This window comes from Streptomyces sp. NBC_00525, from assembly GCF_036346595.1.
Classification (GTDB): Bacteria; Actinomycetota; Actinomycetes; order Streptomycetales; family Streptomycetaceae; genus Streptomyces.
On sequence record NZ_CP107834.1, the window covers coordinates 4,380,605 to 4,402,806 of the forward strand.

Consider the following 22,202-nt stretch of genomic DNA (forward strand, 5'->3'; position numbering starts at 1 on the left):
GGGTTGGACGATCTCCACCATGGCACAGAGTGCATTGATCGCGGAAATAGCTACACTTGGTCGTGATGATCGGAGGTACCTATCAGTGACGCACGGTAATCAGGGCAACCGGCATAAACAGCCCAGCCTTTCGCAGCTGCGCGCCTTCGCGGCCGTCGCGGAATATCTGCACTTCCGGGACGCGGCCGCCGCGATCGGGATGAGTCAGCCCGCTCTCTCCGGTGCCGTGTCCGCGCTGGAGGAGGCACTGGGTGTCCAGCTCATCGAGCGTACGACGCGCAAGGTGCTGCTCTCGCCCGCCGGGGAACGGCTCGCCGTACGGGCCAGGGTCGTGCTCGACGCCGTGGGCGAGCTGATGGAGGAGGCGGAGGCCGTCCGCGCGCCGTTCACCGGAGTGCTCCGGCTCGGCGTCATCCCGACCGTCGCCCCGTACCTCCTGCCGACCGTGCTGCGGCTGGTCCAGGAGCGCTACCCGGCCCTCGACCTCCAGGTCCACGAGGAGCAGACCGCCTCACTGGTGGAGGGGCTCGGCGCCGGACGGCTCGACCTGCTGCTGCTCGCCGTGCCGCTCGGGGTCCACGGAGTCAGCGAGCTGCCGCTGTTCGACGAGGACTTCGTCCTGGTCATGGAGCGCGGGCACCGGCTGGGCGGCCGGGCGGACATCCCCCGCCTCGCGCTGCGCGAGCTGCCGCTGCTGCTGCTCGACGAGGGCCACTGCCTGCGGGACCAGGCGCTCGACATCTGCCGCGAGGCCGGCCGCACCGAGGGTGCCCCGGTCACCACGACCGCCGCCGGGCTCTCGACCCTGGTGCAGCTGGTGGCCGGCGGCCTCGGGGTCACGCTGCTGCCGCGCACCGCGGTGCACGTCGAGACCGCCCGCAACGAGTCGCTGACCACCGGGTACTTCACGGACCCGGCCCCCACCCGGCGGGTGGCGCTGGCCATGCGGACCGGGGCGGCCAGGCACGAGGAGTTCGAGGAGTTCGCGGCCGCGCTGCGCGAGGCGATGCGGTCGCTGCCGGTACGCGTGACGGAGGGCGCCCGCGCCTGACCCGTACAGCTGTACGGACCAGGCCCGGCCGCCCTCCGCGGCGCGTGCTCCCCGCGTTCCCCGGTGCCTCCGGGGGTTACTCGGAGCGCAGTCCGTCCGGGCGCATCATGCGCCACAGCGGCGGCAGCGAGAGCAGCGTGACGAGCAGGATCAGTGCCGCGCCGGCGCCGGCCAGCGGCAGGAACACCAGCCAGTCGGACACCTCCTTGTCGACCATCCAGCACAGCGCCGCGCCCAGGGTGAGGCCGCCGGCCACCGCGACCACGAGGCCGAGGAGCACCGGGACGGCGGTCTGCCAGAGCACCGACCAGCCCAGGGTGGTGCGCCGGGTGCCGAAGGCGACCAGGACCGAGAGCAGCCGCTTGCGCTCGCGCAGCTGTTCCAGCTGGGAGACCAGCATGGAGATGGCGATGAGCAGCAGCGTCACGGTGGCGCCGACCCGGAGACCGGTCTGGACGCTGGCGTACTGCCGGTCGCGCTCCACGGACATCATGGTGACCAGGCGCATGCCGGGGTCGATCTTCGCGGCCGTGTTGCGTACGTACTCGGCGGCGTCCGGGACGTCCGGGTCGATACGGATCTGGGTGGCGGTGACGGCGCCGGGCAGGGTGGTCGCGTCGATGGCTCCGGGGGTGACCATGATGCCCGTGCGCTCCTGGCCGAGCGGGTCCTTGCGGCTGACCACGGTCTTCGTGTCGGCGGGCAGGGTCCAGCGCAGCTTCCTGCCGCTGCCCGACTCGAACTCGATCTCCCTGCCCTTGCGGGCGGTCTTGTCCATCCAGCCGGCCATGTCCGGGTCGTCTGCGGGGTGGACGACGAAGCTGTCGCCGTCCGCGCAGGAGTCGATGCGGGCGACCTCGCGCAGGGTGGCGCAGTCGCCGACGTTGAAGGACGTGGTGGGCTGCATCTCGTCGTCGGCGTAGGTGCCCGGCTTGGTGGCGTACGCCTCGATCATGCCGATGACCTGGGTGACGCCCCGCGTGGCGCGGAACCGCTCGATGGTGTCGACGGCGGCGGTGCCGCTGACCTGCTGGGAGACCGCGTAGAACTGGGCGCGGTCGGTGTCCTGGCCGGTGATCTTGTTGAAGTCGGCGTTCATCGCGGCGAAGAGCATCTGCACGGCGACCGCGCCGGCCACCGCCACGGTGACGCCGCTGACCGCGCGGGAGGCGGCCCCGCTGCTGAGCTGGAGCCTGCGGGTGGCGAGCTGCCAGGGCACCGGGCCGCCGTGCAGCCGGCTCACGCATGCCTCGACCAGCCACGGCAGCAGCAGGGCGAGCCCGACGAGGATCAGGACCGCGCCGCCGGCGATGGCGTACGGGTTGACGACCTCGTACGCGCCGGACTTGCCGGTGAGCGCGAACACGCCGAGCCCCGCGAGCGGGAACAGCAGCCGCCACCACAGCCGGCGGCTGCGGGACCGGCTGTTGCGGACCACGCCCAGCGGCTCGATGACGACCGAGCGCATCGCACTCAGCGTGACGAGCACCGCGGTCAGCGGCACGGCGACCGCGATGAGCAGGCACAGCCGCAGATCGGGGGAGAGGTCGGAGGGGAAGGCGCTGACGTCCCACACCTCGATGTGGCTCACGAACTGTCGCCCCACCAGGAACATGACGAGTCCGATGAGCAGACCGAGGGTGGAGCCGAACAGGGCCTCACCGGCGGCGATCCGGCGGGTGGAGCGGATGTCCGTGCCGACCAGCCGCAACGCAGCCAGCCTGCGGTCGCGGCGGTCGCCGCCGAAGCGCACGGCGGTGGCGATGAAGATCGCGACGGGCGCCAGGAGCACCACGCAGCCCACGATCACCAGGACGACCAGGATGGGGGCGAGCGGCGGGGTGGGGGCCGGGTTCCCGTAACTGGTGATCCGGTGGCCGCCCGACGCCGTGGTCAGGGTGTCGCTGCCCGCGTAGAACGACAGTTCGTTGGGTGAACGCAGCCCGTCCTCGTTGATGGTGCCGGTGATCGTGTACGGATAACGGTCCTTGAGCAGGGCGTTGTCCGGATCGGCGAGCAGGTCCTTCAGCGCGGGGGAGACCACCATCTCGCCCGCCGCGGGCAGGGCGTCGATGCCCGGCGGGAGCACCGGGTGGCTGCCCTCGGCGCGCAGCAGATAGCCGTTGATGGAGCGGTCGTGGTACTCGGTGTCGGACGAGATCCGCAGGACGGAGGTGTCGGACTTCTTCCCCAGCGTTTCGGGGTTCTCGGACACCTTGGTCTCGCTGCGGGCCTGGCTGCGGTCGTTGCGTGCGTCGAGCGCGTGCGGGACGGACGCGGCGAGGAAGAGGAGCGTCACGCCGAGGCCGACGCCCACGGCGGTGAGGAGGGTGCGGGTCCAGCCGGCGCGGCCGCCGCCGGCGGCGAAGCGGATGCCGAGGGCGAGATCACGCAGCCACGGTGCGGTGCGGGAGCGGCCGGGAGTGGGGGACTGGTGCATGGGGGTGGTGGTCCGTTTGTCGTCGAGGAGCGTCACGGGGTGTGTTCCAGGTCGGTGGCGCGGCCGTCGCGGACGGTGATGTCGCGGTCGGAGTAGGCGGCGACGCGGGCTTCGTGGGTGACCAGGACGACGGCGACGTTGGTGGAGCGGGCGGCCTCGGTGAGCAGTTGCATGACGCGTTCGCCGTTGAGGGAGTCCAGTGCTCCGGTGGGCTCGTCGGCGAAGATGACCTTCGGGGAGGCGGCGAGGGCGCGGGCGACGGCGACGCGCTGGCCCTGGCCGCCGGAGACCTCGCCGGGGCGCTTGGCGCCGATGTCCTCGACCTCCAGGCGCTCCATCCAGGAGCGGGCGGTGCGTTCGGCGTCCTTGCGGCGGACGCCGTTGAGGCGCAGCGGCAGGGCGACGTTCTCGGTGCAGGTCAGTTCCGGGACGAGCTGGCCGAACTGGAAGACGAAGCCGAAGTCGCTGCGGCGCAGGGCGCTGCGTTCGGCGTCGGACATGGCGGACAGCTCGCGCCCGGCGTAGGTGATGGTGCCGGAGTCGGGGGTGATGATCCCGGCGAGGCAGTGCAGGAGGGTGGACTTGCCGGAGCCGGAGGGGCCCATGACGGCGACGACTTCGCCGGGGTGGACGGAGAAGGACGCGCCGTCCAGGGCGGGGGTCGGTCCGTAGGTCTTGCGCAGGTCGTGGGCGGCGAGGAGGGAGCCGTCGGGGGTCATGCGGTCACTGCTTTCCGGAGCTGGCCGAGGCGGGCGGCGGTGAGTTCCAGCCAGCGCAGATCGGCTTCGAGGTGGAACAGGGCGTGGTCGCAGATCAGCTGGTCCGCGAGGTCGCCGCGCCGCTTTCGGTCGGTGAGGATGCGCATCAGGCGCAGGTGTTCGGAGCGCTGGGCGTCCAGGACGTCGGCCGCGTCGCGGCCGGTGAGCAGGGCCAGGACGACCTTGGTGTAGAGGGTCGACTGGAGGTAGGGCTCGGGTTTCTCGGGCTGCGCGAGCCAGGCGGTGACGTCGGTGATGCCGGCGTCGGTGATCGCGTAACGCTTGCGCTCGGGGCCGCCCCCGCTCTCCACGCCGTCGACCTCCACGAGGCCGTTCTTCAGGAGCCGGGACATCGTCGAGTAGACCTGCCCGTAGTGCAGGGGGCGGTCGTGTCCGAACTTCTCGTCGAACGTCCGCTTGAGGTCGTAACCATGGCGGGGCCCCGATTCCAGGAGCCCGAGCAGGGTGAGGCCGATAGACATGCGGAGCACTCTACACGGTGTGTATACCTGCGATGTATACACACGGGGTGCACTCGAACGGCGCACGTCAGCGGCGTGTGCGGCCCCTACCGCCGGGGGAACGCCGACGGCCCGCCCCCTCGCGGGAGGGGGCGGGCCGTTCGTGGTCACTCGTCGTCGGGCGGCACCGGCGGGGCCTTGGGCGGGCGGCCCCGGCGGGGGATCGGGCCCGCTCCGCCGGGCAGCCGGCCCGCCTCGGCGAGCGCCCGCCGCAGCAGGAACTCGATCTGCGCGTTGGCGCTGCGCAGCTCGTCCGACGCCCAGCGGGCCAGCGCGTCGTACACGGCCGGGTCCAGCCGCAGCAGCATCTGCTTGCGCTGCCGCGGCCGGGCGCGGGGTGTGTCCCCCGGGGTGTCCGCCGTCACTGGTAGAGCGTGCCCGTGTTGAGGACCGGCTGGGCCGCGCGGTCGCCGCACAGCACCACCATGAGGTTGCTCACCATGGACGCCTTGCGCTCCGCGTCCAGCTCGACGATGTCCTGCTCGGCGATCCGGGCCAGCGCCATCTCGACCATGCCGACGGCGCCCTCGACGATCTGCTGCCGGGCCGCCACGACCGCGCCCGCCTGCTGGCGCTGGAGCATCGCGGAGGCGATCTCGGGGGCGTACGCGAGGTGGCTGAAGCGGGACTCGATGATCCGCACCCCGGCCGCCTGTACCCGCGCCGTCAGTTCCACGGCCAGCTTCTCGGTGATCTCCTCGGCGTTGCCGCGCAGCGAGAGGCCGCCCTCCTCGTGGGCGTCGTACGGGTACTCCAGGGCGATGTGCCGGACGGCGGACTCGGTCTGGGTGGCGACGAACTCCAGGAAGTCGTCCACCTCGAAGAGGGCCTGGGCGGTGTCCTCCACCTTCCACACGACGATCGCGGCCAGCTCGATGGGGTTGCCGTAGGCGTCGTTGACCTTGAGGACGGCGGTCTCGTGGTTGCGGACGCGGGTGGAGATCTTCCGGCTGGAGGTCAGCGGGTTCACCCAGCGCAGTCCGTCGGTGCGGATGGTGCCCACGTACCGGCCGAACAGCTGGATGACCCGTGCCTCGCCCGGTGCGACCATCTTCACACCGCCCATGCAGAAGAACGAGGCGATGGCGAGCAGGATGCCGACGACGCAGACCGGGATGCCGACGGCGTTGTTCCCGTTCGAGCCCATGACGCCGCCCACGACGGCCAGGGCGATGCCGGCGATCACGCCGAGCACGGTCAGCAGCAGCCCGAGGCCCCCGGCGATGCTGTGCGCCCGTGTCTCGCGGACCTGCGGTTCCGGCATCTGGGGAGCGTCCGGGGTGAGTCCGGCGGAGGGCTGGGGCGCGGGGTGCGCGGCGTGCGGGTCGGTCATGGTGTCCCCCCGTGGTGACGAGCTAGCCGGTCGCTAGCAATGTGATTACACATTAACCGTTCTCGCAACCTTGTGCACCCCTGGGGAGTCGGTTCCATCGGAAGCGGGTGCTGATTCTCACGTCCGTAAAAAGTCGGATCGCCTGCTTTTCGGGCTTGCCAACGGTGTTAGCTGGCAGGTCCGAGCTGATCCGGCCGAGCAGAGAAACGGGAGCGACCAAGCGATGGGTCGAGCGGAAGCGCGACGAGCCCAGCGGCAGGCTGAGAAGAAGGGCGGCATACGCCGCTTCCTCACCTGGCGCAAACTACTGGGCACGGCCTTCGGGGTGATCCTCCTGGGCATGGGAGCCTTCGCGGTGCTCTACGTTGTCGTGGACGTGCCGGATGGCAACCCCAAGATGGACTTGCAGGCGAACGTCTACAAGTACGCCGACGGGAGCCTGCTGGCCAGGACCGGCGAGGTCAACCGCGAGATCGTGAGCCTCGCCGAGGTGCCCAAGGAAGTCCAGGACACCTTCGTCGCCGCCGAGAACAAGTCGTTCTACAACGACCACGGCGTCGACCTGAAGGGCACCGCGCGCGGACTGATCAACACCGTGTCCGGCAAGGGCAAGCAGGGCGGCTCGACCATCACCCAGCAGTACGTCAAGAACTACTACCTGGACCAGGACCAGACGGTCACCCGCAAGCTCAAGGAACTCGTCATCTCCCTCAAGGTCGACCAGAAGAAGACCAAGAAGGAGATCCTCGCCGGGTACATCAACACCAGCTACTTCGGACGCGGCGCCTGGGGCATCCAGGCCGCCGCCCAGGCCTACTACGGTGTGGACGCCAAGGAACTGGACGTCTCGCAGGGCGCCTACCTCGCCGCGCTGCTCCAGGCGCCGAGCCAGTACGACTGGGCCGTCGCAGGTCCCAACGGCAAGCGGCTGGTGAAGGCGCGCTGGGCGTACACCCTGGACAACATGGTCGAGGAGGGCTGGCTCGACGCCGGCAAGCGCAAGGGCCTGACGTTCCCGGTGCCGCGCGAGCCCAAACCGCTGGACGGGACGTCCGGGCAGAAGGGCTACATCGTCGACGCGGCCCGCAAGGCGGTGCTCAAGGAGACGGGCCTCAGCGACAACCAGTTCGACATGGGCGGCTGGACCATCACCGTCAACATCGACAAGAAGAAGCAGCGGCAGCTGGAGAAGTCGGTCGAGGCCAAGCTGCTCGACAAGCTGGACCCCGAGAAGCGCAAGCTGGACCAGGACATCCAGGCCGGCGCGGTCTCCGTGAACCCGAAGACCGGCGCGGTGGTCGCCCTGTACGGCGGCCGCGGCCAGAACGTGCACTGGACGTCGAACGCCACCCGTTCCGACTTCCAGCCCGCGTCCACCTTCAAGCCCGTCATCCTCGCCGCCGCGCTCGACCGGGAGTCGAAGACCCAGGACGGCGAGCGGATCACCGCGAACACCCGCTACGACGGCACCAGCAAGCGCCCGGTCGTCGGCAGCGACGTCCCGTTCAACCCGGAGAACGAGGACGACCAGAACTACGGCCAGGTCACCGTCCAGACCGCGATGAACAAGTCCATCAACTCCGCGTTCGCGCAGATGGGCGTGGACGTCGGCATGGACGAGGTGATGAAGACCGCCGGCGAGCTGGGCATGGACGTGGAGGGGCTGGACGCCGTACCGGCGCAGACCCTCGGCTCCATGGGCGCCAGCCCCATGGAGATGGCCGGCGTCTACGCCACCCTCGACCACCACGGCAAGAAGGTCACCCCGCAGATCGTGAAGTCCGCGGTGCACCAGGGCGACGCCCCGCTGAAGATGCCCGACGCGATCGGTGACCAGGTGATCTCCCGCCAGGCCGCGGACTCCGTGACCTCGGTGCTGACCGGTGTGGTCGACGACGGAACGGCCCGCGTGTCGGTCCGCAACGCCGAGGGGCTCCAGCGCCGCGACATCGCCGGCAAGACCGGTACCTCCGACGACAACAAGTCGGCCTGGTTCACCGGCTACACCCCCGACCTGGTCACCTCGGTCGGGCTGTTCGGCGAGGCCGCCTTCGACCGCACCGGCGACGACGGCAAGAAGATCAGGAAGACCGCGCAGGTGACCCTCAAGGGCGCCGGCGGCGGCGGACGCGTCAACGGCGGCGGCTTCCCCGCCGAGATCTGGGCCGACTACATGGCGAACTCCCTGGGCGAGCCCGTGAAGTTCGACCTCGACACCGACATGGGCGCCGCGGTCAGCCCGCCGCCCACGTCCCACTCGCCGAGCCCGAGCACCTCGCCGTCCGACGACCCCACCCCGTCGCACTCGCCGTCCAGCCAGGCCCCGTCCTCGGAGCCCCCGCCGGTCAGCCAGTCCCCGGAGAGCAGCCCGCCCGCCTCGCCGTCCGGCGGCACATCGAGCGAGCCGGCCCCCGACCCGACCGCGGACCCGGGCCCCTCGACCTCGGTGGGGCTCCCGGACCTCCCCGGCACCAACAAGCGCCCGGACGACGACAACGCGATGCCCCGCTGATCCCCGCGCGCGGGGGCGGACTCACCGCCCCCGCGTCGGCATCTCGAACCACACCACCTTGCCGGTCGACAGCCGGGTCGCACCCCACCGCCGGGCCAGCCGGTTGACCAGGAACAGCCCGCGGCCGTTCTCGTCCATGTCCTTGGCGCGCCGCTGCCGGGGCAGCTGCGGGGAGTCGTCGCCGACCTCGCAGCGCAGCGTCTCGGTGCGCAGCAGCCGCAGGCTCACCGGCCGCTCCGCGTACCGCACGGCGTTGGTCACCACCTCGCTGATCAGCAGCTCCACCGAGTCCGACAGGTCGTCCAGGCCCCAGCGGCCCAGCGCCCTGCGCGCCAGCCTGCGGGCCCGGCCGGGGGCCGACTCGTCCGGCTCCAGGTCCCAGTAGGCGACGTCGCTCGGCGCGATCCCGTCGAAGCGGGCGGCCAGCAGCGCGATGTCGTCGTCCCGGTCACCGGGCCCGAGCATGTCCAGCACGTCGTCGCACAGGGCCTCCAGCGGCGGCGAGTGGTCCGGGCCGGTCAGCCGGGCCGTCGCGGCCAGCCGCTCACGCAGCAGCTCGATGCCCGTCCACACGTCCCGCAGCCGCGACTCCACAAGGCCGTCCGTGTAGAGCAGCAGCGTCGCACCGGCCGGCGCGTCCAGCTCGACGGCCTCGAAGTCCACTCCGCCCACGCCGATCGGGGCGCCCGGAGGCACCCGCAGCACCTCCGCACGGCCGCCCAGGTGAAGCAGGACGGGCGGCGGATGGCCCGCGTTGGCGACGGTGATGCGGTGCGCGACGGGGTCGTACACCGCGTACAGGCAGGTGGCCATGCGGTCGCTGCCCAGCCGCTGTGCCTGCTCGTCCAGGTGGTGCAGGACCTCCTGCGGGGGCAGGTCGAGACCGGCCAGGGTCTGCGCGGTGGTGCGGAGCTGGCCCATGATCGCGGCGGACGTCATGGAGTGGCCCATGACGTCACCGACGACCAGGGCGACCCGGCTGCCGGGCAGCGGGATCGCGTCGTACCAGTCGCCGCCGACCCGGGCGGTCTCGGCCGCCGGGAGATAGCGCGAGGCGAGTTTCACGCCGGTCGGCTGGGGAAGCGAGTCGGGCAGCATGGTGCGCTGCAGCTCGTCCGCGATGTACGCCTCGCGTCCGTAGAGCACCGCCTTGTCGATGCCGAGGGCGGTGTGCGTCGCGAGCTGGGCGGCCACCAGCAGGTCGTTGGCCTCGAAGGCGGGGCGCTCGGGGCCGCGCTGGAAGACCGCGGCGCCGATCACCCGCCGCCGGCCGCGCAGCGGGGCGAGGATCACCCGGTGCCCGGACGGCACCGTGCGCTCGGCGCCCAGCAGCTCGGGCAGGGCGACACGGGCCGCGGCGGAGTCGCCGAAGACCGGCCGCACCCCGCGCAGCACCTCGGCGAGCGCGCTCCCGGCCCGTACCTCGCACAGCTCGGCGGCCGGCATCAGATCGCCCTGCGGGTCCAGGGCGGGCAGCCGCAGCCGTTCCGTCTCCGACAGGCTCTCGGGCTCGTCCTCGGTCAGCCGCAGCCGGTCCGAGCGGCGCAGCCGCAGCACGAACGGGTTGACGGGCCGCTCGTCGCCCACGGGCAGCGGGTCGCGCAGGTAGACGAGTATGGCGTCGGAGAACGTGGGCACACTGGCCCGGCACAGCCCCAGCACGATCTCGTCCAGGTCTATGCCGCGTGCGATCCGCCGGGTCGCGGCCCCCACGAAGCGCAGCCGGTCGCCCTCGCGCCGCGCCGCGGCCTGTGGGTCGGGCGCGGCGGCGGGGCCCTTGGCGGGGGCCGGGATGGCCGTGGCGGCAGCGGCGGCCGCCACGGCGGCGTCCCGCTGCCGCGGCCGGGTACGTTCCTGCGGCCGGGCGGCGAGAGGCTGCCGGCCTTCGTGGGAGGTGGAGTGCTCCGTCACGCGTGGGATTCCGTCCGTCCGGGCCGGTTGTATGAGGCAATCGCCTTGTGGGGCGCTACTGTGCCCCGGCAGGAGCGGCGATAACAACGGCTGACATCGCCTTCCCCGGCAGACGGGGCCGAAACCGAATGCCTGTGCCGGGTGTCGTTGACAACGTTTGCGAAGGGGCGGCAGCGGTCAGCGGACACGTCTCCACCCCCTCGTAGTGGCTCATGCGATGCGGGAAACTCGTGCGACCCATGACGCCGATGCGGACCATGAGGGGGCGGTTCGTGCGACGAGCCGATGACTTGCGATCAGGTTCTGCGCCCCGCCTGCCGGTTGGGGCCCAGCCGCTCTCCTCGGGACGATCCTACGTTTGCACCCCTGGGGTGCATCAAGGGTCTCACGACGGCATGGCGGAAGCCGTGCGGTCGAAACCGCCCGGACGGCGGTCCCAGTCGTCCGGCAGTTCGGGCACCCGCCACGCCGGATCGGGCCGCCAGTCCTCCCAGCCGTCCCGGAACGGCGACCCCCAGTCGCGGATCAGCGCGACCGCCGCGCGCCCCGCCGCCCGGACCCGGCGGGCCGTCTCCGGCGACATCAGGCCCACCCGCTGGGCCTGCTCGAACTCGTCCTCGTCGCGCCACAGCCAGCTGTGGTCCGGGTAGACGGAGATGTCGAGGAAGTGGTCCTCGGAATCGACCCCTCCGGCCCATCTGGTGCGCGGTTCCTCCAGGTTCACGTACCAGCTGCGGAACTGCCAGCCGCGCTCCCAGAACAGCCAGACGGACCACGGATCGCCGGGTCCGGCGAGCTTCAGCACCCCGTTCCCCAGCCAGGGCGACTGGGCCGTCGTACGCGGTGCGGTGTACCGGGTGGCGAGCGGCTCGGCGTGTACGTCGGTGCCGTCGGCGAGGACCGGTTTGACGCACCGGGTGCCGGGCGCCACCCAGACCGCGAGCAGCTCGTCGGTGTCCTGGACGACGGTGACCGGGCGGCAGATGTGGAACGCCTGAGCGGCGGAATCCGGCCGCCGGGGGCCGTTGCCCCGGTAACGCCACAGGATCTGGTCACCCGGCGCCCAGCGCGCGGTCTCTCCGGTACCTGTCATGGAGAGATCTTACGGAGCGCGCCGCGCCCGCACGGCGGTGCCCGTCACGGACGGGTCATGCGCAGCACGTCCAGTGCCTCGTCGAGCTGCTGTTCGGTCAGGTCTCCGCGCTCCACATAGCCGGACTCCAGGACGACCTCACGGATCGTCCGGCGTTCCGCGAGCGATTTCTTGGCGACCTTGGCCGCCTCCTCGTAGCCGATGTACTTGTTCAGCGGGGTGACGACGGACGGCGAGGACTCGGCGTACTCCCTGGCCCGTTCCACGTGCGCGGTGGTGCCGTCCACGGTGCGGTCGGCGAGCAGCCGGGAGGCGTTGGCGAGCAGCCGTACGGACTCCAGGAGGTTCTTCGCCATGACCGGGAGCATCACGTTCAGCTCGAAGTTGCCGGCGGCGCCCGCGGCGGCGACCGTGGCGTCGTTCCCCGTGACCTGCGCGGCGACCATCAGGACCGCCTCGGGGACGACCGGGTTCACCTTGCCCGGCATGATCGAGGAGCCGGGCTGGAGGTCGGGCAGCGAGATCTCGGCGAGCCCGGTGCGCGGTCCGGAGGCCATCCAGCGCAGGTCGTTGCAGATCTTGGTGAGCGAGACGGCGACGGTGCGCAGCTGGCCGGAGGTCTCCACCAGGCCGTCGCGCGCGCCCTGTGCCTCGAAGTGGTCGCGGGCCTCGGTGAGCGGCAGCCCGGTGGCGCGGGCGATCTCGGCGATCACGGCGGCGGAGAAGCCGGGCGGGGTGTTGATGCCGGTGCCCACGGCGGTGCCGCCGAGGGGGAGTTCGGCGAGCCGGGGGAGCGAGGCGCGCAGCCGTTCGACGCCGTAGCGGATCTGGGCGGCGTAGCCCCCGAACTCCTGGCCGAGGGTGACGGGCGTGGCGTCCATCAGATGGGTGCGCCCGGACTTCACCACCGTGGCGAACTCCGCCGCCTTGCGCTCCAGGGCGGCGGCGAGGTGGTCCAGGGCGGGGATCAGGTCGGCGGTGACCGCGGCGGTGGCGGCGATGTGGATGGAGGAGGGGAAGACGTCGTTGGACGACTGCGAGGCGTTGACGTGGTCGTTGGGGTGGACCGCGCGGCCGAGGCGCTCCGCGGCGAGGGTCGCCAGGACCTCGTTGGTATTCATGTTCGAAGAGGTACCCGAGCCGGTCTGGAAGACGTCGACGGGGAAGTGCGCGTCCCAGCACCCCTCGGCGACCTCGGCCGCCGCCTCCTGGATCGCCCGCGCGATGTCCGGTTCGAGCACGCCCAGTTCGGCGTTGACCCCGGCCGCCGCCGCCTTGATGCGCGCCAGCGCCTCGATGTGGGCCCGCTCCAGCCGCTGCCCGGAGACCGGGAAGTTCTCCACGGCCCGCTGGGTCTGGGCGCGCCACTTCGCGTCCGCGGGCACCCTGACCTCGCCCATCGAGTCGTGCTCGACGCGGAAGCCCTCGTCCGGGCCGGCGCCCGTTCCCCGATCCGTCATCGTCCAACCTCCTTGAAGCGGCCCAAAAAGATGAGCACTTGTCTTGTTCCATGTATTCCCAAGTCGCCTACCGACCAGTAAATACCGGGGGTAACCACAACCAGGGGAGGCGCAATGAGGCGCACCAGGCACAGAATCCGCTGTACCGTCGCAGCCGCGGCCGCCGTCGCGGCGGCGTTCGGCGGGATGACCGCGGCAGCCGGACCGGCCACCGCCCAGCCCGGTACCACCAGTACCGCATCGACGCCCCTGCCGCCCGAACTGGAGGCCATCCGCGCCGCGGAGGCCACCCGGCTGTACGGCGACCCGGCCGAGCGCCCGCTCGACGAGCGCAGGACCGGACTCATCTCGCTCGGCGACAGCGAGATATCCGGCGAGGGCGTCGGCACGTACGAACCCGGCACCAACGGCCCCGACAACTGGTGCCACCGCTCGCCCGACGCCGCCATCCACCGCACCGGGATACCGGCCGACGTCACGTACAACGTCTCCTGCTCCGGCGCGTACACCGGAAACATCGTCATCGGCGGCTCCAAGCAGTACGCCGACGAACTGGTCCAGAGCGACAACCTGGCCATCAAGGCGCGCAACACCCGCATCAAGATGATCGTGCTGGTGGCGGGTGCCAACGACGACCTCCAGTTCGGGCCCGTCATGACGGACTGCGTCGAGCGCTGGATACTCCTCAAGGGCACGTGCCAACCGAAGTACGAGGGCGGCTGGCAGGCCCGTGTGGACGGGCTCGTCCCCAAGGTCGAGAAGACCGTGCGCGACCTGCGCACCGTGATGACCGGCGCCGGTTACGCGAACAGCGACTACAAGCTCGTCGTCATGGGCTACCCGAGCCCCATCGGCCCGGACTTCTACGACAACCCGAACTTCCCCGGCAAGCTTCCCGGCGGCTGCGCCGGGTACGACTCCGACGCCGCCTGGGGCCGCAACGCCGCCGTACCCGCCTTCGAGCGGGGCATGCGCAAGGCGGCCGCCGACACCGGGGCCGTCTACCTGGACAACTCCCGGCTCTTCCACGGCCACGAGGTGTGCAGCGAGTCCACCTGGGCGCGCGGCCTCTACATCGACCTGTCGCACTTCCCGCCGGACTCCAACTCGGTGCGCCAGTCCTTCCACCCCAACGCGGCCGGGCACGGCGCCTTCGCCTCCTGCCTGACCCAGATCTACGACTCCGGCCTGCGCGAGGCGAGCTGCGCCGACCCGGCGAGCACCGGCCGGCCCGTCCTCCAGCCGGTCGCCTGGGACGACGTCTTCGAGCCGGTGCGCGGCGAGGCGACCTCCAGCTGCCTGGACGCCCCCGCCTCCGTCACCCGCAACGAGACCGGGGTCACCGGCTGGGAGTGCCACGGCGGACGCAACCAGGACTGGTGGTACGACTCCGGCACCCGGACCCTGCGCACCGCGCTGAGCCACGACCGCTGCCTGGACGTCCCCGGCGCCGACTACCGGGCCGGCGCCTCGCTCATCCTCTACAACTGCTCCGGCGCCGCCAACCAGCGCTTCGTCCGCCAGGCGGGCACCCTGCGCCCGGCCGCCGCGACGGGCCTGTGCGCGACCCTCGCGGGCGCCCATGACCCGCTGAGGCTGCAGACCTGCGACGGCAGCGCGAAGCAGCGCTTCGCGTAACCCGCCGCATGACGTGCCGCACGCACGGGTAGGGGGAAGGGCCGCACCGGCCCTTCCCCCTACCCCGCTCGTGAAACCCCGCCGATCGGTCCGGCCGGTCGGTCCGGCCGGTCAGCCCGACGTCATGAACGCGCGCAGGATCGACGCCAGATGGGCCGGGTCCGCCACCCCGCACAGCTCACGGGCCGAGTGCATGGAGAGCCCCGGAACGCCCACATCGACGGTCGGCACCCCCAGCCGGGCCGCGGTGAGCGGGCCGATCGACGTCCCGCACGGCATCGCGTTGTTCGAGACGAACGGCTGCCACGGCGCCCCCGCCCGCTCGCAGGCGGACGCGAACACCGCGATCCCCGTCGAGTCCGTGGCGTACCGCTGGTTGACGTTCACCTTGACCGTCGGCCCGCCGTTGGGCAGCGGCTGGTGGCCGGGGTCGTGGCGCTCCGCGTAGTTGGGATGCACCGCGTGCGCCATGTCCGCCGAGACGCAGTACGCCCCGGCCAGCGCCCGCGACCAGTCCTCCGGGCTGCCGCCCCGCGCCGTCACCGAACGGCTCAGCACCCGCTCCAGCAACGGGCTCTGCGCCCCCGTGTCCGAACCGCTGCCGACCTCCTCGTGGTCGAAGGCCGCCAGCACCGGCACGTACGCGGGCGGCTCGGCGGCCGTCGCCGCCGCCGTCAGCGCGGTCACCCCGGCGTGCACCGACACCAGGTTGTCCAGCCGCGAGGCCACCACGAACTCCCGCTCCGCGCCCAGATAGCCGGGCGGCTGCACATCGTGCAGCATCAGGTCCCAGCCCAGCACGTCACCCGGCTCCGCCTCGGCGGCCTCCGCCACCCGGCGCAGCAGCGCGCCCTCCTCGGCCGCGCCGAGCGACCAGACGGGGGCCAGGTGGCGCTGCCGGTCCAGGGCCAGGCCGTCGTTGACCGTGCGGTCCAGATGGATCGCCAGCTGCGGCACCCTCAGCAGCGGTTCGTCGATCTGCACCAGCCGGGACTCGGTCCCGCCGGGGCCGCGCAGCGCGAGCCGGCCGGAGATGCCCAGATCGCGGTCGAGCCAGGTGTTGAGCGGCACCCCGCCGTAGATCTCCACCGCCACCTGCCGCCAGCCCGCCGATGCGGTGTCCGGGGTGGGCTTGATCCGCAGGTTCGGCGAGTCGGTGTGGGTGCCGACGATCCGGAACGGGGTGTGGGCGGGCAGCGGTTCGGGAACGTACCAGGCGATCAGCGCGCCCCCTCGGGCGACGAACGAGCCACCCGTCGCGCCCGTCCAGTCGTCGGTGCCGCGCAGTTCCCGGAAGCCCGCCTTCTCCAGCCGCTGAACCGCGCTCGCCACGGCGTGGTACGGCGAGGGACTGGCGGCGATGAAGGTGAGCAGGTCGTCGGCGTGGCTGCGGTGGGGGACCGGCGTCATGCGGTGTCCGCCTTTCCGGAGTGGGACGGTGAGGGTGGCGCGGCCGCACGGGGGTGGGCGGCCGAACGGAGTGAGGGGGTCGGCAGGGGCGGGGACGGCGGCGGGCGCGGCGTCCGTCGGTGGCACCGGGCCGGCCGCCCGGCGGTGCGGAGTTCTCCGGCAACGCCGGACAACCCATCCCATGTGCACCGTCCCCCGCAAGTCCGGCAGGCGGCCCGGTGCGCGAAAGCGGCGGTGCGCCGCGGACGGCGCAGGAGGGCGGCCGGGCCTCCGGGGCCCCGGCCCGGTCCGTGGCGGCTCGGTGCGAACCCGGCCGGCACCGCCGGACGGCTGCCGCGCCGAACGCACGAGATTGGCTGATATTCGTCGTACGTGTAAAGGCCCGGTTTCCTGCCGGGGCGGGCGGGCTACGGCACCGACGGGGCGGTGCTCCGGGCGCGCGCCATCGCCGTACGGACGAGGAAGACCACCGCGAAGACGAGGGCCGCGCCGTGCGACCAGCCGACGACCGCGAGCGGGCTCGTGTGCTCCAGGGCCGCCGCCACGGCGATCATCCCCACGCCGAAGCCCAGGTTCTCCACCGTCGCGGACAGCCCGAAGGCGTGGGCGCGCGGCCCGGCCGGCAAGGTCTGGAGATGCGAGGTGTACGCCACCTCGGTCAGCCCGTCCGCCGCGCCCGCGACCAGCGCGACGACGGCCGCTGCCGCCGCCGGGAGCCCCGCGAACGCCAGGACGAACGCCGCCGACATGACACAGGTGCCGTAGCCGAAGGCCGCCGCGCCCGCGGACCGGCCGGTACGCCGCCCGTACCGCTGGATCACCTGCTGCGCCGCGATGTTGCCGACCGCCCACAGGCACCAGAAGGCGCTCACGAACAGCGCGGGGCGCGCGGCGTCCAGCGCGGCCGAGTACACCGGCAGCGCCGCGTTGTGCGAGGAGGAGCCCAGCGCGTCCACCCCGCGCAGCGCGACCATCAGCCCCAGCCCCGGCACCGCCGCAAGCGCGGCGAACGCGACCGGCCCGCGCCGCACTTTCTCGGGCCGCTCGCCGACTGCCGCGTCCCGGCCCTTCCCGCCGCCCGCGACCGGCAGCAGGGCCACCGTCAGCGCGCACACCGCGAACGTGCCCAGGTCGACGGCGAACGCGGCGGTGTACCCCACCAGGGAGACGACGACACCCGCCGAGGCGAACCCGGCCACCATGGCCAGCGAACGCCCGGTCACCGAGAGCGAGTTCGCCCAGGCCCGCCGCTCCTCGCCCACCATCTCCGGTACGGAGCTGCGCAGCGCCACCATGAACAGCGTCCCGCAGCTCCCGGCCACCACGGAGACGGCGAACAGCGACGGCGTACGCCAGCCCTCGGGCGCCGCGATCAGCGGCACCAGCACCGCGCCCTGCGCGACATTCGTCCACAGCAGCACGCTCTTCGCCGACCGGCGCGCTAGCAGGGCCCCCGCGACCAGACCGGCGAGGAATCCTGCGCCCAGCCGGACCGCCATGAACAGCCCCATGGCCAGCGCCCGCCCCGTCGTCTCGTAGACGAAGAGATTGAGCGCCACCATATTGAGGAACGTGCCGTACGAGGAGACCGCGTACCCGACCACCAGCAGACGGAACACGCGCTCGCCGCGCGGCGGCCCGGTGGCGCCGGCCCCTTCCCGCCCGTGCGCGGAGGCAATCCGCATACGTCTGTGCACCCTCCCCCGGCAGAAGCGACGCCGCCGGAGGGGAGAGCCCCTCCGGCGGCGCGGAAATCAGCCCAGTCCGGGGCCGCGCACCGGAATGCTGGTGAACGTCGGCGCCGGAGCGGGCTCGGTGAAGAAGTCGTTGCCCTTGTCGTCCACGACGACGAACGCCGGGAAGTCCTCCACCTCGATCCGCCAGACCGCCTCCATGCCGAGCTCTTCGTACTCGACGACCTCGACCTTCTTGATGCAGTCCTGCGCCAGCCGGGCCGCCGGGCCGCCGATCGAGCCGAGGTAGAAGCCGCCGTGCGCCTCGCACGCGTCGGTGACCTGCTTGGAACGGTTGCCCTTGGCGAGCATGACCTTGGAGCCGCCCGCCGCCTGGAACTGGGCGACGTAGCTGTCCATGCGGCCGGCCGTCGTCGGGCCGAACGAGCCGGAGGCGTAGCCCTCGGGGGTCTTCGCGGGACCCGCGTAGTACACCGGGTGGTCCTTGAGGTACTGCGGCATCTCCTCGCCCGCGTCCAGACGCTCCTTGATCTTGGCGTGCGCGATGTCGCGTGCCACGACCAGCGGACCGGTCAGCGAGAGCCGGGTCTTGACCGGGTACTTCGTCAGCTCCGCGAGAATCTCGTCCATCGGCCGGTTCAGGTCGATCCGGACGACGTCGCCCTCGCTCGCCAGCTGCTCGTCCGTGGTGTCCGGCAGGAAGCGGGCCGGGTCCTTCTCCAGCTGCTCCAGGAAGACGCCCTCGGCGGTGATCTTCGCGGTGGCCTGGCGGTCCGCCGAACAGGACACGGCGATGGCGACGGGCAGCGAGGCGCCGTGCCGGGGCAGGCGCACCACGCGGACGTCGTGGCAGAAGTACTTGCCGCCGAACTGCGCGCCGATGCCGATCTTCTGCGTCAGCTCGAAGACCTTCTGCTCCAGCTCCTTGTCCCGGAAGCCGTGCCCGGTGGGGGAGCCCTCGGCGGGCAGCTCGTCCAGGTAGTGGGCGGAGGCGTACTTCGCGGTCTTGAGCGCGAACTCGGCGGACGTACCGCCGACGACGATCGCCAGGTGGTACGGCGGGCAGGCCGCGGTCCCCAGCGAACGGATCTTCTCCTCCAGGAACTTCATCATGGAGGCCTCGTTGAGAACCGCCTTCGTCTCCTGGAACAGGAACGACTTGTTGGCCGAGCCACCGCCCTTGGCCATGAACAGGAACTTGTACGCGCCGCCGTCGGTGGCGTACAGCTCGATCTGCGCGGGGAGGTTGGAGCCGGTGTTCTTCTCCTCCCACATGGTCAGCGGGGCCATCTGCGAGTAGCGCAGGTTGAGCTTGGTGTACGCGTCGAAGATGCCGTGCGACAGGGCCTCCTCGTCACCGCCCGCGGTCAGCACGTTCTGCCCGCGCTTGCCCATCACGATCGCCGTGCCGGTGTCCTGGCACATGGGCAGCACGCCCGCGGCGGCGATGTTCGCGTTCTTCAGCAGGTCGAGCGCGACGAACTTGTCGTTGGACGACGCCTCGGGGTCGTCCACGATCCGCCGCAGCTGCGCCAGGTGCGCGGGCCGCAGGTAGTGCGAGATGTCGTGCATGGCCTCGGCGGCCAGGGTGCGCAGCGCCTCCGGCTCGACCTTGAGGAACGTACGCCCGTCGGCCTCGAAGGTGGACACGCCCTTCGCGGTGACCAGACGATACGGCGTGGTGTCCTCTCCCAGCGGGAGCAGATCGGAGTACGCAAACTCTGGCATTACGGCCATTCCTCACTCGGCAGACAGTGGCTGACCACCCTTGGGCAGCGCACCCACCAGGGTAGGACGCGCCGGGAGCGCCGGGCTTGTGAGGTAGGGCTCACCGTGCGGCACGCCGTACGGCCCCTGTCGCGATCTATCGCGTTTCGGTACGCTGGGGCGGTGGACCTCGAGAAGCAGCCCCAGCAGCCCACCGTACCGGCGGACGGCGACGCCATCCGCGCCTCCGACGCGGACCGCGACCGGATCGCGGACATCCTGCGGGAAGCGCTGGCCGAGGGCCGGCTGACCGCCGACGAACACGCGGAGCGGATCGACTCCGTCTACCGCGCCAAGACCGTCGGCGAGCTGGAACCGCTCGTACGGGACCTGCCGGCGCCGGCCCCGGCGCCCGGTGGCGCGACCGCCTCCCCGTACGCCTACGGCCCCGAGCCGGCGTCCGGCCCCGCCGAGAACCTGGTGGCGATCTTCAGCAGCTCGACGCGCAAGGGCCGTTGGCGGGTGGGCGCCCGTACCAACGCCTTCTCGCTTTTCGGCAGTGTGGAAATCGACCTGACGGAGGCTCTTTTCGGCCAGCGTCTGACGGTGATCAACGCGACCTCCGTCTTCGGCAGCGTCGACATCCGGGTGCCCGAGAACATCTCCATGCGCGGCAGCGGAACGGGCATTTTCGGCAGTTTCGAAGTCCGCACCCTGGAATCCGCCGACCCCGAGGCGCCGGTGGTCGTCGTCAATGGATACGCGGTGTTCGGCAGCGTCGAGGCGAAGCCGAAGCGCGGCAAGTTCATCGCCGACCTCCAGGACCGGGTGCGCAAGCACCTCGGTAAGCACCTCGACCACTGACGGCATTCGGCCAGGCGTGTCGGCAGCGATTCTTTCCGGCCGAAAAGGGGCTCGACCGCAATTGCGCGGGGCGGACTTGAGTACCACTCAGTGCATAGGCGCACGCACAGCGGGTAGGGACTGCTGCATCGCATCTCGCTCGCGAAGCCGTCGTCAGGAGTGGACCGTGCTGCAACTGCCGCCTCAGCCCCTGCAGGTCGCCGCCGTCCCACCGCAGCGGGTCCCCGCTCGGGAGGACCAGGCCGGCCCCTGGCACTCGGAGGCGGTGTGCCGCCGGGACGAGGCCGGGCTGTTCTTCGCCCCGTCGAAGGAGCCGACCGCCGCCCGCCTCTCGCGCGAGGAGTCCGCCAAGCGGGTCTGCGCGCGCTGCCCCGTGATGGTGGAGTGCCGCGAGCACGCCCTGATGCAGCCCGAGCCGTACGGGGTGTGGGGCGGGCTCACGGCCGCCGAGCGCCGTGTGGCGCTGGCCCGGCGCAGGCGGCGCGATGTGGAACTGAAGGCGTCGGGCGCCACCGGCCGGATCGCGGCGGCCGGCTGACCGCCTGCCCCGGCCCGCCCCCCCCCGCACATACGAAGAGGCGCCCCCACCGCACATGGGGGGCGCCTCTTCGGGCGGACGCGCGACCGCGTACCGGGGGACGGGCCCCGGCCGCTACTTCGCGCGGTCGAAGTCGATGGCGCTGTAGGCGCGCAGCTTCGACAGCCGGTGGGTGGAACTGATGGTCCGGATGGTGCCGGACTTGGATCGCATCACGATGGACTCGGTGGTCGCCGTCTCCGAGCGGTAGCGCACGCCGCGCATCAGCTCGCCGTCCGTGATCCCGGTCGCCACGAAGAACACGTTGTCCCCGCCGACCAGGTCGTCCGTGGACAGCACCCGGTCCAGGTCGTGCCCGGCGTCCAGGGCGCGCCGGCGCTCCGCCTCGTCCTTCGGCCACAGCTTGCCCTGGATCACACCGCCGAGGCACTTTATGGCGCAGGCCGAGATGATGCCCTCCGGCGTGCCGCCGATGCCCATCAGCAGGTCCACGCCGGTGCCCTCGCGGGCGGCCATGATCGACCCGGCCACGTCACCGTCGGAGATGAACTTGATCCGGGCGCCGGTCTCCCGGATCTCCTTGACGATGCCCTCGTGGCGGGGACGGTCCAGGACGACGACCGTGACGTCCTCGGGCGTGGAGTTCTTCGCCCTGGCGACCCGGCGGATGTTCGCCGACACGGGGGCGTTGATGTCCACGAAGTCGGCCGCCTCGGGGCCGGTGACCAGCTTGTCCATGTAGAAGACGGCGGACGGGTCGAACATCGCGCCCCGGTCGGCGGCGGCCAGGACGGCGATCGCGTTCGGCATGCCCTTGGCGTTCAGCGTCGTGCCGTCGATCGGGTCCACGGCGATGTCCACCTCGGCCCCGGTGCCGTCGCCCACGTGCTCGCCGTTGAACAGCATGGGCGCCTCGTCCTTCTCGCCCTCACCGATGACGACGACGCCGTTCATGGAGACGGTGGAGACGAGGGTCCGCATGGCGTTCACCGCGGCGCCGTCGGCCCCGATCTTGTCCCCGCGGCCGACCCAGCGCCCGGCGGCCATGGCGGCGGCCTCGGTGACCCGGACCAGCTCCAGCGCGAGGTTGCGGTCGGGGGCCTCCGGGGAGACCTCCAGTTGGGACGGCAGATGATGCTCGGACATCGGAGCGCACCTTTCTGTACGGCGACGACCGGATGAGGGTGATCTGACTCTATCGCCAGGCCGATAAAATGAGCAGACCGGGTCACGTTTGAGCGGGGTGGCCCCCGATTCGGTCGCGCGGGGGCT

Annotated in this window: 17 protein-coding genes; 5 read left to right on the plus strand and 12 right to left on the minus strand. The window is 71.7% G+C overall.

Going from position 1 to position 22,202, the window contains the following annotated elements:
* The first annotated feature begins 85 nt into the window (after positions 1-85).
* Positions 86-1,051: a hydrogen peroxide-inducible genes activator gene (locus OG710_RS19725; protein WP_330240499.1), complete on the plus strand. Its 966-nt coding sequence runs from the start codon at positions 86-88 to the stop codon at positions 1,049-1,051.
* A 76-nt stretch (positions 1,052-1,127) separates the two neighbouring features.
* Here the strand turns inward: OG710_RS19725 and OG710_RS19730 are convergent, their stop codons facing one another.
* From OG710_RS19730 to OG710_RS19750, 5 genes are all read right to left on the minus strand, one after another.
* Positions 1,128-3,527: an ABC transporter permease gene (locus OG710_RS19730; protein ID WP_443064274.1), complete on the minus strand. Its 2,400-nt coding sequence runs from the start codon at positions 3,525-3,527 to the stop codon at positions 1,128-1,130.
* The gene (locus OG710_RS19735; RefSeq protein ID WP_330240500.1) at positions 3,524-4,210 is read right to left on the minus strand and encodes an ABC transporter ATP-binding protein; all 687 of its coding nucleotides are present in this window, start codon (positions 4,208-4,210) and stop codon (positions 3,524-3,526) included. Before OG710_RS19735 ends, OG710_RS19730 begins: the two co-directional genes overlap by 4 nt.
* Positions 4,207-4,731, minus strand: a complete 525-nt coding sequence (locus OG710_RS19740) for a PadR family transcriptional regulator (RefSeq protein WP_330240501.1) — start codon at positions 4,729-4,731, stop codon at positions 4,207-4,209. The genes OG710_RS19735 and OG710_RS19740 overlap by 4 nt, the downstream gene beginning before the upstream one ends.
* A gap of 146 nt (positions 4,732-4,877) precedes the next feature.
* Entirely contained in the window at positions 4,878-5,078 is a 201-nt protein-coding gene (locus OG710_RS19745) for a hypothetical protein (protein WP_241990175.1), read from the minus strand.
* Positions 5,079-5,131: 53 nt separating this feature from the next.
* Positions 5,132-6,103, minus strand: a complete 972-nt coding sequence (locus OG710_RS19750) for an SPFH domain-containing protein (RefSeq protein WP_330240503.1) — start codon at positions 6,101-6,103, stop codon at positions 5,132-5,134.
* Between the two features lie 223 nt (positions 6,104-6,326).
* Between OG710_RS19750 and OG710_RS19755 the strand changes: the two genes are divergently transcribed.
* Complete coding sequence (locus OG710_RS19755) at positions 6,327-8,615, plus strand: transglycosylase domain-containing protein (protein ID WP_330240504.1); 2,289 nt, start codon at positions 6,327-6,329, stop codon at positions 8,613-8,615.
* Positions 8,616-8,636: 21 nt separating this feature from the next.
* Here the strand turns inward: OG710_RS19755 and OG710_RS19760 are convergent, their stop codons facing one another.
* The 3 genes from OG710_RS19760 to OG710_RS19770 all read right to left on the minus strand — a co-directional run bounded on the left by OG710_RS19760 (position 8,637) and on the right by OG710_RS19770 (position 13,079).
* The gene (locus OG710_RS19760) at positions 8,637-10,526 is read right to left on the minus strand and encodes a SpoIIE family protein phosphatase (RefSeq protein WP_330240505.1); all 1,890 of its coding nucleotides are present in this window, start codon (positions 10,524-10,526) and stop codon (positions 8,637-8,639) included.
* Positions 10,527-10,911: 385 nt separating this feature from the next.
* A complete protein-coding gene (gene fomD, locus OG710_RS19765) occupies positions 10,912-11,619 on the minus strand; it encodes a cytidylyl-2-hydroxypropylphosphonate hydrolase (RefSeq protein ID WP_330240506.1) in 708 nt (235 codons plus the stop codon).
* Between the two features lie 44 nt (positions 11,620-11,663).
* Positions 11,664-13,079, minus strand: coding sequence for a class II fumarate hydratase (locus OG710_RS19770; protein WP_330240507.1), 1,416 nt, complete (start codon positions 13,077-13,079; stop codon positions 11,664-11,666).
* Between the two features lie 114 nt (positions 13,080-13,193).
* Between OG710_RS19770 and OG710_RS19775 the strand changes: the two genes are divergently transcribed.
* Positions 13,194-14,717, plus strand: coding sequence for a ricin-type beta-trefoil lectin domain protein (locus tag OG710_RS19775; RefSeq protein ID WP_330240508.1), 1,524 nt, complete (start codon positions 13,194-13,196; stop codon positions 14,715-14,717).
* Between the two features lie 111 nt (positions 14,718-14,828).
* On the opposite strand, the gene OG710_RS19780 is transcribed toward OG710_RS19775, so the two are convergent.
* From OG710_RS19780 to OG710_RS19790, 3 genes are all read right to left on the minus strand, one after another.
* Entirely contained in the window at positions 14,829-16,127 is a 1,299-nt protein-coding gene (locus tag OG710_RS19780; RefSeq protein ID WP_330240509.1) for a M18 family aminopeptidase, read from the minus strand.
* A 407-nt stretch (positions 16,128-16,534) separates the two neighbouring features.
* Positions 16,535-17,731 (minus strand): MFS transporter, encoded by a 1,197-nt coding sequence (locus OG710_RS19785; RefSeq protein ID WP_330242295.1) that lies wholly within the window; start codon positions 17,729-17,731, stop codon positions 16,535-16,537.
* A 150-nt stretch (positions 17,732-17,881) separates the two neighbouring features.
* Positions 17,882-19,549 carry a fumarate hydratase gene (locus tag OG710_RS19790; protein ID WP_330240510.1) on the minus strand — a complete coding sequence of 556 codons (1,668 nt, stop codon included), beginning with the start codon at positions 19,547-19,549 and terminating at the stop codon, positions 17,882-17,884.
* Positions 19,550-19,711: 162 nt separating this feature from the next.
* Here OG710_RS19790 and OG710_RS19795 point away from each other — a divergent pair, with 162 nt between their 5' ends.
* A complete protein-coding gene (locus OG710_RS19795) occupies positions 19,712-20,392 on the plus strand; it encodes a DUF1707 SHOCT-like domain-containing protein (RefSeq protein WP_111337935.1) in 681 nt (226 codons plus the stop codon).
* A gap of 166 nt (positions 20,393-20,558) precedes the next feature.
* Positions 20,559-20,930, plus strand: a complete 372-nt coding sequence (locus tag OG710_RS19800) for a WhiB family transcriptional regulator (RefSeq protein WP_111337936.1) — start codon at positions 20,559-20,561, stop codon at positions 20,928-20,930.
* A gap of 114 nt (positions 20,931-21,044) precedes the next feature.
* On the opposite strand, the gene glpX is transcribed toward OG710_RS19800, so the two are convergent.
* Entirely contained in the window at positions 21,045-22,076 is a 1,032-nt protein-coding gene (gene glpX / locus OG710_RS19805; protein WP_330240511.1) for a class II fructose-bisphosphatase, read from the minus strand.
* Positions 22,077-22,202 lie beyond the last annotated feature (126 nt).

Bases quoted from the DNA above. Each gene is read 5' to 3' on its own strand.
- OG710_RS19735 (WP_330240500.1), bottom strand. From the start codon at position 4,210: ATGACCCCCGACGGCTCCCTCCTCGCCGCCCACGACCTGCGCAAGACC.
- OG710_RS19740 (WP_330240501.1), bottom strand. From the start codon at position 4,731: ATGTCTATCGGCCTCACCCTGCTCGGGCTCCTGGAATCGGGGCCCCGC.
- OG710_RS19745 (WP_241990175.1), bottom strand. From the start codon at position 5,078: ATGCTGCTGCGGCTGGACCCGGCCGTGTACGACGCGCTGGCCCGCTGG.
- OG710_RS19750 (WP_330240503.1), bottom strand. From the start codon at position 6,103: ATGACCGACCCGCACGCCGCGCACCCCGCGCCCCAGCCCTCCGCCGGA.
- OG710_RS19755 (WP_330240504.1), top strand. From the start codon at position 6,327: ATGGGTCGAGCGGAAGCGCGACGAGCCCAGCGGCAGGCTGAGAAGAAG.
- fomD (WP_330240506.1), bottom strand. From the start codon at position 11,619: ATGACAGGTACCGGAGAGACCGCGCGCTGGGCGCCGGGTGACCAGATC.
- OG710_RS19770 (WP_330240507.1), bottom strand. From the start codon at position 13,079: ATGACGGATCGGGGAACGGGCGCCGGCCCGGACGAGGGCTTCCGCGTC.
- OG710_RS19775 (WP_330240508.1), top strand. From the start codon at position 13,194: ATGAGGCGCACCAGGCACAGAATCCGCTGTACCGTCGCAGCCGCGGCC.
- OG710_RS19780 (WP_330240509.1), bottom strand. From the start codon at position 16,127: ATGACGCCGGTCCCCCACCGCAGCCACGCCGACGACCTGCTCACCTTC.
- OG710_RS19790 (WP_330240510.1), bottom strand. From the start codon at position 19,549: ATGCCAGAGTTTGCGTACTCCGATCTGCTCCCGCTGGGAGAGGACACC.
- glpX (WP_330240511.1), bottom strand. From the start codon at position 22,076: ATGTCCGAGCATCATCTGCCGTCCCAACTGGAGGTCTCCCCGGAGGCC.